The organism is Nonomuraea sp. NPDC049784, assembly GCF_040659615.1.
Lineage (GTDB): Bacteria > Actinomycetota > Actinomycetes > Streptosporangiales > Streptosporangiaceae > Nonomuraea.
Genome location: NZ_JBFAMX010000290.1, coordinates 1 through 11,986 on the forward strand (window position 1 = coordinate 1; position 11,986 = coordinate 11,986).

General features: G+C 71.2%; 11 protein-coding genes. 4 read left to right on the plus strand and 7 right to left on the minus strand.

Annotated features, from left to right (window positions below; translation table 11 throughout):
* Together AB0J09_RS38810 and AB0J09_RS38815 are read right to left on the minus strand one after the other, a co-directional pair.
* Positions 1-1,385 (minus strand): ATP-binding cassette domain-containing protein (locus tag AB0J09_RS38810; protein WP_360702328.1); only part of this gene is annotated, 1,385 nt, incomplete at its 3' end.
* A gap of 226 nt (positions 1,386-1,611) precedes the next feature.
* Positions 1,612-2,133: a CGNR zinc finger domain-containing protein gene (locus AB0J09_RS38815; protein ID WP_360702330.1), complete on the minus strand. Its 522-nt coding sequence runs from the start codon at positions 2,131-2,133 to the stop codon at positions 1,612-1,614.
* A 25-nt stretch (positions 2,134-2,158) separates the two neighbouring features.
* Here AB0J09_RS38815 and AB0J09_RS38820 point away from each other — a divergent pair, with 25 nt between their 5' ends.
* The gene (locus AB0J09_RS38820; protein ID WP_360702333.1) at positions 2,159-2,332 is read left to right on the plus strand and encodes a hypothetical protein; all 174 of its coding nucleotides are present in this window, start codon (positions 2,159-2,161) and stop codon (positions 2,330-2,332) included.
* Positions 2,333-2,363: 31 nt separating this feature from the next.
* Here the strand turns inward: AB0J09_RS38820 and AB0J09_RS38825 are convergent, their stop codons facing one another.
* Positions 2,364-4,388: a CehA/McbA family metallohydrolase gene (locus AB0J09_RS38825; RefSeq protein WP_360702335.1), complete on the minus strand. Its 2,025-nt coding sequence runs from the start codon at positions 4,386-4,388 to the stop codon at positions 2,364-2,366.
* Positions 4,389-4,680: 292 nt separating this feature from the next.
* Here AB0J09_RS38825 and AB0J09_RS38830 point away from each other — a divergent pair, with 292 nt between their 5' ends.
* Both AB0J09_RS38830 and AB0J09_RS38835 read left to right on the plus strand, forming a co-directional pair.
* A complete protein-coding gene (locus tag AB0J09_RS38830; protein WP_360702338.1) occupies positions 4,681-5,301 on the plus strand; it encodes a TetR/AcrR family transcriptional regulator in 621 nt (206 codons plus the stop codon).
* Entirely contained in the window at positions 5,289-6,371 is a 1,083-nt protein-coding gene (locus AB0J09_RS38835; RefSeq protein ID WP_360702341.1) for an acyltransferase family protein, read from the plus strand. The genes AB0J09_RS38830 and AB0J09_RS38835 overlap by 13 nt, the downstream gene beginning before the upstream one ends.
* On the opposite strand, the gene AB0J09_RS38840 is transcribed toward AB0J09_RS38835, so the two are convergent.
* From AB0J09_RS38840 to meaB, 3 genes are all read right to left on the minus strand, one after another.
* Positions 6,355-6,726, minus strand: a complete 372-nt coding sequence (locus AB0J09_RS38840; RefSeq protein WP_360702344.1) for a thioesterase family protein — start codon at positions 6,724-6,726, stop codon at positions 6,355-6,357. The genes AB0J09_RS38835 and AB0J09_RS38840 overlap by 17 nt on opposite strands.
* A 10-nt stretch (positions 6,727-6,736) precedes the next feature.
* Positions 6,737-8,497 carry a long-chain fatty acid--CoA ligase gene (locus AB0J09_RS38845; RefSeq protein ID WP_360702346.1) on the minus strand — a complete coding sequence of 587 codons (1,761 nt, stop codon included), beginning with the start codon at positions 8,495-8,497 and terminating at the stop codon, positions 6,737-6,739.
* Between the two features lie 97 nt (positions 8,498-8,594).
* On the minus strand, positions 8,595-9,554 hold the full coding sequence (gene meaB / locus AB0J09_RS38850; protein ID WP_360702348.1) for a methylmalonyl Co-A mutase-associated GTPase MeaB: 960 nt from the start codon (positions 9,552-9,554) through the stop codon (positions 8,595-8,597).
* A 112-nt stretch (positions 9,555-9,666) separates the two neighbouring features.
* On the opposite strand from meaB, the gene AB0J09_RS38855 reads away from it, so the two are divergent.
* A complete protein-coding gene (locus AB0J09_RS38855) occupies positions 9,667-11,634 on the plus strand; it encodes a protein kinase (RefSeq protein WP_360702351.1) in 1,968 nt (655 codons plus the stop codon).
* On the opposite strand, the gene AB0J09_RS38860 is transcribed toward AB0J09_RS38855, so the two are convergent.
* Positions 11,628-11,986: cobalamin-dependent protein (locus AB0J09_RS38860; RefSeq protein ID WP_360702354.1), on the minus strand; the 359-nt coding region annotated here is incomplete at its 5' end. The genes AB0J09_RS38855 and AB0J09_RS38860 overlap by 7 nt on opposite strands.

Consider the following 11,986-nt stretch of genomic DNA (forward strand, 5'->3'; position numbering starts at 1 on the left):
CGCTTGAGCAACGTGGTCTTGCCCGAGCCGTTCGGGCCGAGCAACGCGATCCGCTCAGGACCGCGCACCACCAACGTCTCCAGCACAACACCCCGCACCCCGTCCTCGCCACGCACGCCGCCCTCGCCACGCACGCCATGCGGCTCTGACGCGCCACGTGAGTCCGCCGCACCGCCCGAGTCCGCCGGGCGCCATGATTCGCCACCCGGGGCGTACGGGGCACTGCCCGGCGCCGCCGTGCCTCGTGACCCCGCCGTGTCAAGCGCGATCGGCGCGCCGCCCGGGGCGGGGGCCGGATCATGGGCGGCGGAGCCGGAGGAGGGCGAGCCGGTGGCGTGGGCAGGGGGTGGCGGGAGCGGAAGGGTGAGGACCGTGCGGCCGGCCGGGACCTCGGTGCCGGGCAGCTGGATGCGGATCTCCGCGTCGTCCCGCACCGACAGCTCGGCCTCCGTCAGCCGCTCACGCGCCTCCTCCAGCTTCTCGATGGCCAGGTTGCGCTGCTTGCCGGCGGTCACCTGGGCCTTCCGCTTGAGCCCGTTGGCGACGATCTTCGGCACCTTCTTGTTCTCGAACGCCTTCCGCCCGGTGCGCAGGTTCCGGTCGATCCGGGTGCGGGCCTCGATGAGCTCGCGCTGCTGCCGCCGGATCTCCCCTTCCGCGTTCCGTACCATCCGCATGGCGGCCTCCTGCTCGCCGCCGACCTGCTCCTCGTAGGCGCTCAGGTTGCCCCCGTACATGCGTACGACGCCCTCGCGCAGCTCGGCGATCTGGTCCATCAGCTCCAGCAGCGCGCGGTCGTGGCTGACCACCAGCAGCACCCCCGACCAGGCGGCGACCGCGGCGTAGAGCCGTTCGCGCGCGTCCAGGTCGAGGTTGTTGGTGGGCTCGTCGAGCAGCAGCACCTCGGGCCGCTTCAGCAACTGGGCGGCCAGCGCGACCATGATGGTCTCGCCGCCCGACAGTGTGCCGACCGTGCGGTCCAGCCCGATGTGGCCGAGCCCGAGCCGGTCGAGCTCGGCCCTGGCGCGCTCCTCGACGTCCCAGTCGTCGCCGACCGCGGCGAAGTGCTCCTCAGCCACGTCGCCGCTCTCGATGGCGTGCAGCGCCGCCCGCGTCCCGCTGATCTCCAGCAGGTCCGACACGGTACGGCCGGCGCCCAGCGGGACGTTCTGCGGCAGGTACCCCACCTCCCCCGACACGGAAACGGACCCGGACCGAGGGGCCAGCTCCCGCGCGATGATCTTCAGCAGGGTGGACTTGCCCGACCCGTTGACCCCGATGAGCCCGGTACGTCCCGCGGGGAACGCGGCATCGAGCCCGTCGAGCACGCCGGTGCCGTCAGGCCAGGCGAAGGACACGTGATCTACAACAATGGAAAAAGACATAAGGCGGCTCCCGTCACAAACGTCGAAATTTCGTGACTTGGCGGGAATCACCGCATATGCACGCAGCACGAGGAAAGGAGGGGCGAAGAGGTCGCCAGAGGTCCAGGTGTGCGCGCATCGCCCATGACAGGGCGGAAACGGCGCGGTGCCCGCGACCTCAGATCCTCACGTCAACTGCCCCCGGGGCTCGGCTACAAGACGCGAGAAAGACTATGCGACGCGAGGATCACCTGGCAAGGCTCCTGGCCCGGTGCGCCGCCACATTGACCCTGTTCGCGCAGGCCGGCGAGCAGAACCGGCGCCGCCCGTTACGCGAGGTGTCCACAAAGACGACCTCGCACCCGTCGCGGTCACACCTCCCCAGGCGATGCCCGCCCGCGAACGACATGGCCATGGCCAGCCCGCCCGCCGTGGTGTCCTTCGCCCTGGACACGACGTCGGCGTGCGGGTCGAAGAAGTGCAGGTGCGGCTCGCGGCCGTCGTGCGCGCTGACGTACGGCTTGGACGCGGTGACGTCGAGCAGGTCGTTGATCAGCTTGATCTGCGTGTCCTGGTCGCGCTCCCCGAACACGGGCGCGAGCCGGCCCGCCCACTCGCGCAGCTCCTCGGCCTGTCCGGCCGTGACGACGGCGCGGAGCAGGCGGTGCTCGGTCAGCATCGCCTCGACCTCCTCAGGGCTGAAGTCGGTCGCGTTCACCAGGGCCGCCGCGAGGGCCGCCCCGTTGCCGCCGTAAGCGTTGAAATGCATAAGGGCATTACATCAGATTGGAATCATGCACTCCAGACATCTCCACGATCCGCTGGCCCTGGCCGTCGTCTCCTCCCACCGCACCTCAGAGGGGACGGTCTCCTACCTGAGGTGCGCCTGCGGCGCGTGGGAGGTGCGCACCTCCGGGCTCGTCGCCACCGTCCGGCCGCGCGAGCGCTGCGCCGGCGGGGCCGGATGACGACGGGGAAACCGCGGAGGGGCCGTCCGCCTCAGGTCAGCCGCGCCAGGTAGACCGCCCTGGCCTGCTCGAGCAGCGACACGTGGTCGCCGATCTGGTACGGGGCGGCCAGGCGGCAGTGCCGCTTGATCAGGTCCTCCAGCAGGTCCAGCCACTCCAGGCACCACCGCACGTCCTCCTGCCTGGCGACGTGCTTGCCGTCCACGTTCACGTAGACGGGGCTGGTCAGGGCGTACCCGGTGGTGGTCAGAGTGCGCGGGTGCGGGTCGCACAGGACCTCGGCCACCACGTACGTCGGCGCGTCCACCAGGATGTCGGCCGTCACGGTCAGCGGCTCGCCGGAGGCCCGGCCGGAGCCGGCCGGCAGTCGCTCCGCGCCGGCCTGCACGCCCTCCGCGGTGCGGATGCGTACCGCGGCAACCTCCGGGCCGATGGCCCCGGCCGTGACCCGGATGCGCCGGCCCTTACGCGCCTGGATGACGTGGCCGGGGCCGTGGCCGTCCACGGACAGCTCCAGCCAGGGTCCGGTGGTGGCGAAGGTGCGGCCCGCGCGCACGGCCGCGGCGAACGATCTGGCGGTCAGCTCGCCCTCGATCTGCGCGTAGACGCGGGCCCAGCCGGGCGGGTTCGACTGGTCGCCGGAGCGGGTGAAGGAGATCATCGCGTCCGTGCCCGCGGTGACGGCGAGCCGGTTGCCCGCGCCGATCAGCCGCCGGTACACCGCCGCCGCGGCAGGGATCGAGGCATGCGCAAGCACGTCCAGGCTGTCCACCAGTCCGAGCACGACGTCGGCGACCAGCTCTCGGGCGGCGCAGTCGCGCCACACGGGCGACACGGTGCGCATGGGCGGGTCGCCGTCACAGACCGGGGTGCGGAAGGGGTGGCTGTAGCCGACGAGCGCGCCGAGTCCGCGCAGTTCCCGTAGCCCGTCGGCGTTGGGCGGCCAGTCCGCGTCGCCGGCGAACTCGGTGTGGTAGCGGCCCGGAGCGGCGCGGGGCGCGAACGCGTAGATGTGGCCGAGCAGGTCGTTGCGGTATTCGACGCCCATCCTGGCCACGTGCGTGGCATCGGACCACGGCAGGTCCACGTCCGTCCAGGCCTCCAGCGCCTCGCGGCCGTGGACGCGCCTGCCGGAGATGTCGCCCGTCAGGAGGTTGAGCACGTGCAGGTCCTCGCCGTGCTGCGCGGCGGCCACGTCCGCGGGCACACCGGCTAGGTCTCCCGCCCAGTTGAGGTGTACGTGCATGTCGGCGCCGTACCAGCCGCGGGCGGCCGCGTCGTAGATGCGCTGAGGGGCGAGCTGGACCAGGTGCTCCTCGCCCGGGTCCGGGGTGAGCTCCAGCCTGGCCTCGTCGTACTCCATGCCCCTGGCGGCCGTGATCGTCAGAGGCACGCAGGGGACCTCCAGGACGAGGTCGTCGCCGTGGAAGTAGGGGCGGCCGTGGTGGTCGTACCGGTTGGGAGTGCCGGACGGGAACCAGCCGCTGCCGTCCTCGCTCGTCACGCTCCATCGGCAGGGCATCCCCGCCACCAGCCGCAGTCTGGCCGCCTGGGTGGGGATCAGGAGGGTGTCCAGCTGGATGCGCACGCCGTCCACCACGACTGAGCTACCGTGATCCACCTCTACCAGCCAGGCGCCGCGGGGATCGATCCGCCGCCGGGTGTCATCGACGCTGACCATGCAGGCCTCGTCGCGCCTGGAGTCGATGAGCAGCGACATCCGCTCCTCGCCGCGTGGCGCCCCTTCGAGCCGGATCTCGTCCGGGCCGACGCGTACGGCGGCGAGGTGCGGAGGCAGTTCGCCGCCGAGAGTGTCGCGCAGCACCCGGTCGTAGTCGGGCCCGGCCAGGCAGGCCCCGATCCCGTGCATCGGCTCGCCCGGATGCAGCTCGGCCACCGCCTTGACGACCAGCTCCCAGAACCGGTCGAACAGCGCGGCCGGGAGGACCCTGCGCCGGGCGAAGAACTTCACATAAGGGATCGTCGGCTCTCCCCAGGCCATGCCGTGCTCGGCCAGCAGCCGGCCGCACTCGGGCAGCATCAGCTCCGCAGACATACGCGCCCTCTCCCTGTCGGTTGCCGCGCCATCGTGACATGGATCACGAACGTCAATCCTCGAGCGCCTGCGGCGCGGAGTGGATATTTCACCCCCGGGGGTACGTCTCTTCTTCCGCGTATTTCTGGACCCCACGTTGTCCCGGCTCACGACGCCTTCGGCCGTTTCCTGAGCACGGGGCCGCGTCGGCACGGACCAGCGGGCGTCGCGCCTGCGGCGGGAGGCGACGCGGTGCACGGCACCCCGAGCCTGAGGCATGCACGCCCCTGGCCGTCTGTGCTAAATTTTGGCCATGCGGTCAGAAATTGAGCCGACCGGCCAGAAGCCGCGCTCGTTCATCGAGGAGGCCCGACGAGCCCAGATCGTGGCGTCGGCCGTGGAGGTGATCGCGGAGGTCGGGTTCGCCCAGGCGTCGCTGGCCCGCATCGCCAAGCACGCGGGCATCAGCAAGGGCGTCATCTCCTACCACTTCGCCGGCAAGGAGGAGCTGATGGAGGAGGTGGTCACCCGCGTCTACACGCAGGCCGCCGACCATGTCCTCGCCGAGATGGAGGGCCTGGAAGAGGCCGGTGAGCTGCTGAGGACGTACTTCATCGCCAACGCCGCGCACATGCGCGAGCACCGGGCGCAGATCACGGCGCTCGGGGAGATCTTCAACAACCTGCGCACCGCCGAAGGCAAACCCCGCTACGGCGTCCAGACCAGCGAGGAGATCTACCAGGCGCTGGAGAGCGTCTTCCGCCTCGGGCAGCGCACCGGCGAGTTCAGGGACTTCGACCTCCGCGTCATGGCCGTGACGGTGTCCGCCGCCATGGACAGCATGTTCGGCTACTGGGCCGCCTATCCCGAGCACGACCTCGAGGCACACGCACGCGAGCTGGCCGACCTCTTCGAAAGGGCATGCAGCAAGTGAAGACCGAGCCGAGAACCAGGCTCCACTCGATCGACAACCTCCGGACCGTGCTGACCGTGCTGGTCGTCGTCCACCACGTGGCGATCACGTACGGGAACATCCCCCTGTGGTACTACACCGAGCCCGCCAAGGACCCGTCGGGGATCCTGCTCGACCTCTTAGTGACGTTCAACCAGGCGTTCTTCATGGGGTTCTTCTTCCTGATCTCCGGCTTCTTCACCCCCCGCTCCTACGACCGCAAGGGCAGCCGCGCCTTCATACGGGACCGGCTGGTGCGGCTGGGCATCCCGCTGCTCGCCTTCCTGATCCTGCTCCGGCCCCTGGTGAACTTCGGCGACTACGCGAAGCTCGACGGCGTCCCGTACTGGCGGTTCTATCTGGCCTCGTGGGACCCGGGGCCGATGTGGTTCGCCGAGGTGCTGATCGTCTTCGCCCTGGTGTACGCGCTGTGGCGGTCCCGGCGGGCGCCGCTCGACTCGCGTCCCGCCCCGCTCCGGTTCAGGTCGATCGTGCTGTTCGTCCTGGGGCTGGCGGTGGTCACGTTCCTGTGGCGGATCCCGGTGCGGACCGGCAGCTACGTGCCGGTGCTCGGGCTGCCGACGCCGAACTTCCTGCCGCAGTACGTCGCCATGTTCGCGCTAGGATGCGTGGCCTTCCGGCGCGGCTGGTTCGAGACCCTGCCCGCGCGGGCCGGGCGGCTGGGGCTCGTGGCGGCGGGCGTGTCGAGCGCCGTGCTGCTGCCGCCCGCGTTCATGACGAGCGGCGCGGTGGCCTCTGCGCTGACGGCGGCCTGGGAGTCGGCCTTCGCGGTCAGCCTGATCATCGGGCTGTCGGTGCTCTTCAGGGAGCGGTTCGCCGAGCAGGGGCCGCGTGGCCGTTTCCTGTCCGACCACGCCTTCACCGTCTACATCATCCACCCGCTCGTGCTCGTCGCCGTCGGCTACGGGCTGCGCTGGCTCGACGCGATCGCGATCGTCAAGTTCGCGATCATGGCGGCCGTGGCGCTGCCGCTGTGCTGGGCGCTGGCGTACCTGGTGCGGTCGCTGCCCGGGGCTAAGCGAATCCTCTAAGCAGGTTAGGGAGCGGGGCGGCCCGGCCGTCGCGCACGCACACGTACGTGATCGTGCCGACGGCCACCAGCTGGCCCCCGCTCCGCATCGTGAACGTCATCGTGATCGAGGTCGTGCCGACCCTGGCCGGCGCGCTCTCCACGGCCAGCACGTCGCCGAGCCGGGCCGGGGCGTGGTGCTCGCACCCGCTCGCCTTGACCACCAGGTCGGCGCCCTCCCGCCGGAGCCTGTCGTAGCCGCCCCTGGCGCCGAGCCAGTCGAGGAAGGCGTCCTCGAAGTACTCGTAGTACCGGGCGGCGTGCATCATGGCCTGCGCGTCGCAATGCCTCGGGCGCACCGGGAGGTGGGAGATCACCCCCGGAACCCTACGCCTCGTAGAAGGCGTCGAGCGTTTGGCCGTGGCGCTCCTCGACCGCCTTGCGCTTGATCTTGAGGCTGGCCGTCAGCTCGCCCGTCTCCACCGTGAAGTCCTCGGCCAGGATCGCGAACTTCTTGACCGTGGCGTAGCTCGCCTGGTCCGCGTTGACCTGGTCGATGGCCCTCTGGACCTCCTCGCGCATGCGCGGGTGCTCGCGCAGCTTCTCCGGGTCCTCCGGCAGCGACTCGGACCGCGCCCACGGCCCGGCCACGTCCATGTCGAGCGTGATCAGCGCCGTGACGTAGTTGCGCCGGTCGCCGTGCACGAACACGTGCGAGGCGTACGGGCAGGCCGCCTTGATCCGGCCCTCCAGGTACGTCGGCGCGACGTACTTGCCGCCCGAGGTCTTGATCAGCTCCTTCTTCCGGTCGGTGATGCGCAGCCGGCCGGCGGAGTCGAGCTCGCCGATGTCGCCCGTGTGCAGCCAGCCGTCCTCCAGCGCGCCGGCCGTCTCTTCCGGCAGCCCGTGGTAGCCGCGCATGATGCCGCGACCGCCGATGAGGATCTCGCCGTCGTCGGCGATGCGGACCTCGGTGCCCGGCAGCGGCGGCCCGACCGTCCCGAACTTCACCGACTCCGGCAGGTTGAGGAAGCTGCCCGCCGAGGACTCCGTGAGGCCGTACCCCTCGAGGATCGTCAGCCCCGCCGCGTCGAAGAACTCGGCGATGTCCATGGACAGCGGGGCGGCGCCGGAGATGAAGAAGCGGATCCGGCCGCCGAACCGGTCGCGGAGCTTGGCGAAGACCAGACGGTCGGCCAGGGCGTACTCGACCCTGGTGGTGAGCGGGATGGGCGCCTCGCGCTGGCGGGCGCGGCTGACCCTGATGCCTGTCTGCCGCGCCCCGTTGAAGATGCGCAGCTTGACGCCGCCCTCGCGCCGCACGGTGGCCACCACGGTATTGTGGATCTTCTCGAAGATGCGCGGCGCGGCGGCCATGAACGTCGGCTGGAGCACGCCCAGGTTCTCGGCGATCTTGTCGAGGCGGCCGTCGATCGCGGTCGGCACGCCGATGTCGATCATGATGACCTCCAGCAGCTTGCCGAACGAGTGCGACAGCGGCAACCACAGGAAGTGCAGGTCGGCCCCGGAGAGCAGGTTCAGCCGGCGCACGCCGCCCACGGCATGGAGCCAGTTGTCATGGGTCAGCTCGACACCCTTGGGGCGGCCGGTGGTGCCGGAGGTGTAGATGAGCGTGGCCAGGTCGTCCGGGGCGATGGCGTCCACCATGCCGTCGTAGTCGCCGTCGCCGTCGCCGTGGAGAGAGTCGAGCCTGACCACCCAGCCGTCGTCGCTCGGCGTGCCGTCGATGACCACCACGTGGGTGACGTCGGGCAGCTCCTTCTGGACGGATCTGAGCTTGGCGACCTGGTCGTCGTTCTCGGCGATCACGATCGTGCTGCCGGAGTCGGTGATGACGAACGCCGCCTCGGCGGCCGTGTTGGACGGGTAGATCGTGGTCGTGGCCGCCCCCGTGGCCAGCACCGCCAGGTCGGCCAGGATCCATTCGAGCCGGGTCGAGCAGAGGATCGACACGCGCTTTCCGGGCCCGGAGCCCAGTCCGGCCAGGCCCAGAGCCAGCCCGCGCACCTGCTCGCCCACCTCCCGCCATGTCAGCGAGGTCCAGCCGCCGTCCGAGGGAGTTCGGTACGCCTCGGCGTCGGGGGTCGCCGTGATCCGGTCTCGCAGCAGGGACGGAATGCTGGACATGCCTGGCCTCCTGGACGGTGTCTGAGCCCGACTCTAAGAGCAATCCCACGATTTGGGATAGACGTCGGGGTGGACCGTTGGCTCGCCCGGCGCCGCCTCAGGGGCGTTTGAAGGCGGACAGGAGCCGGTCGGCCGCGAGCGAGGGGGTCAGCTCGCCCGCGAGGACCTCCCGTTCCACCTCCGCGGTGATCGCCGCCACCTCGGGGTCGTTGCGGAGCTCGGACAGCAGCCGGTCCCGTACCAGGGTCCACGTCCAGCCCACCTGCTGGCGGCGGCGCTTGGCGGCCAGGTCGAGCGAGTCCTGGTGGACCAGCACGTGCCGCCAGAGCTTCTCCAGCCCGTCGCCGGTGAGCCCGCTGCACGTGAGCACCGGCGGCGGGACCGAATCGGAGCGGAGCATGCGCAGCGCACCCGCGAGCTCCCGCGCGGCCTTCCTGGCCGGCAGCTCGTACTCGCCGTCGGCCTTGTTGACCGCGATGACGTCGGCCAGCTCCAGCACGCCCTTCTTGATCCCCTGGAGCTGGTCGCCGGTGCGGGCCAGCGTGAGCAGCAGGAACGTGTCCACCATGTCGGCCACCGCGGTCTCCGACTGGCCCACGCCGACGGTCTCGACCAGGACGACGTCGAAGCCGGCCGCCTCCACCACGACCATGGCCTCCCTGGTCGCCTTGGCGACGCCGCCGAGCGTGCCGGAGGTCGGCGAGGGGCGGATGAAGGCGGCGGGGTCGGCCGACAGGCGGGCCATGCGGGTCTTGTCGCCGAGGATGCTGCCGCCCGTCCTGGTGGATGAGGGGTCCACGGCCAGCACGGCCACCTTGTGGCCGCGCGCGGTCAGCATCGTCCCGAGGGAGTCGATGAACGTGGACTTCCCCACGCCGGGCACGCCGGAGATGCCCACTCTGCACGCGTGGCCGGACAACGGGGTGAGTTCGACGAGCAGTCGCTGCGCCAGCGCGATGTGGTCGGGCCTGGTCGACTCCACCACCGTGATCGCGCGGGCGATCCACGTACGGGACCCGGCCCGTACGCCTTGGGCGTAGTCCTCCAGCGAATGCACCCGACTTACTCCTTTTCTTCCCAGTTGATCAGCCTAAGCTCTGACAAGTCTTGACTTTTGCCAGTAGGGTGCTGGAGTTCTAACCTCAGCCGTCACAGGAGTCACTCCCCTCATGCCCAACGTCGAACCCCTCCGCGAGGGCGACCCGGCAACGGTGGGACCCTACCGGCTGGTCGGTCGGCTCGGCGCGGGCGGCCATGGTGTCGTCTATCTCGGCCAGGCCCGCAACGGCACCCCCGTCGCCGTCAAGGTGCTGCGCGAGGGACTCGCCGGGGACGACCGCCTCGCCAGGGAGATCGCCGCCGCGCGCAAGGTCGAGCCGTTCTGCCTCGCGCAGGTGCTCGACGCCTCGACCAGCGGCGGGCCGTACATCGTGTCCGAGTACGTGGACGGACCCTCGCTCCAGCAGGTGGGCCGGCAAGGCGGGGCGGAGCTGCAGCGGCTCGCCGTGTCCACCGCGACCGCACTGGACGCCATCCACCAGGCCGGCGTCGTCCACGGGGACTTCAAGCCGTCGAACGTCCTGCTCGGGCCCGACGGGCCGCAGGTCGTGGACTTCGGCATCGCCGGGGCGCTCGGCACCGGCATGAAGGCGACCGGCACCTTCGTCGGCACGCCCGCGTACATGGCGCCCGAGCAGCTCGCCGGGAAGGCTGTGGGGGCCCCGGCCGACGTGTTCGCGTGGGCGTCGGTGATGGTCTTCGCGGCCACGGGGGTGCCGCCGTTCGGCGACGACTCGCTGCCCGCGATGATCAACCGCATCCTGAACGACGAGCCCCAGCTGGGCGAGCTGCGGGGAGTGGTGCGCGAGATCATGCAGGCCTGCCTGGCCAAGGATCCTGGCGCCCGTCCCGCGATTCGCGACGTGCTGCTCCGGCTGACCGCGCCCTCGCGCCAGCCTGCCGCCTCGCCCCAGAGTCCGGCCTCCCACCAGACCCCGGTCCCGTACCAGACCTCCGACCAGGCTCCGGTCCCGCACCAGGCCTCCGACCAGTCCCCGGCCTCGTACGAGACCCTTGACCAGCCCGCGGCGGCCTGGCACCAGACGCCTGAGCCGGCCCTCGAGCAGGACACGCCGCCGCGCCGGGGTCGCGCCCAGGCTCCGGGCGCCGACCTACCGCGGCGCTTCCCGCCGCGCCAGAGCCCGGCCCAGCCCACCGCCCCGCAGCCCAGCCCGGCCGCGCACTACGGCCAAGAACCGGCTGCGCACTACGGCCAGGAGCCGGTCGAGCGCTACGCCCAAGAACCGGTCGGGCGCTACGGTCAGGACCCGGCGGGGTATCACGGCCAGGGTCCGGCGACGTTCCCGCTCGGTGCTCCGATCGAGGCGCCGGCTCCGGCGGAGTTCGGGCTCACCGCTCCCGTCGAGCGGTCGGCGACTGGTGAGCAGCCGGTGCCCGAGCCGGCCATGGCCCAGCACTCGGCGCTGGTCGGCCTCCTCGCGCCGAGCGAAGCGCCGGCCGAGGCACCGCCCAGGGCGCCCGCGCCGCCGCGTCGGTCCGGACGGCGGCGAATAAAGATCGTGCTCATCGCCGGCGTCTCCGGCGTCTCCGTGCTGGCGCTGGCCGCCGCCATCATGTGGCTCACCCCCACGACCCCCACTCCCAAGAACGTCTCGGTCGTGAGCAGCGCGCCATCGACCTCTGAGGCCGCCGCCTCAACGCCGTCGCGGCGGCCGAAGCGGTCGCGTACCCCGGGCCCGAGCCCGCAGAGCGACGGCACCCCGAGCTCGGTGCCGACCGACGACACCACATCCGTCACGGACGGGCAGCTCAGTCTCGTGTACGTCCGCGCGGGCGGCACCAGGAACGGCGACTGCTGGTCTGGAGGCGAGGTGACGCTCCAGGCGCTGGTGCAGCGCACCGGCCAGCCGCTGAACTTCAGGTACACGTGGTACATCGACCGCGCGCAGGTGGGCCGCTCGTCGGCGGTCATCTCGGAGAACGGCCAGCGCTACCTCGCCTCGCCGCAGAACCTCAGGAGCGAAGGGGGCGTCCACCGGGTCACGCTCCGGATCACCTCGCCGATCATCACCCAGCGGACGATCTCCGTCACGATGTGCCAGAGCGGGACTTACTGACGGTTCCGCAGCTGGTCCAGCAGGTCGAGGGCGGCGTCGGCGATCACCGTGCCCGGCGGGAAGATCGCGGCGGCGCCCGCGGCCCGCAGCTCGTCGTGGTCGCCGGGCGGGATGACGCCGCCGACCACGATCATGATGTCGCCGGCGTCGAGGTCGGCCAGCGCCCGGCGTAGCGCGGGCACCAGCGTGAGGTGCCCGGCGGCCAGCGACGACACGCCCACGATGTGCACGTCGGCCTCGACCGCCTGCCTGGCGACCTCCTCCGGCGTCTGGAACAGCGGGCCGACGTCCACGTCGAAGCCCAGGTCGGCGAAGGCCGTGGCGATCACCTTCTGGCCGCGGTCGTGGCCGT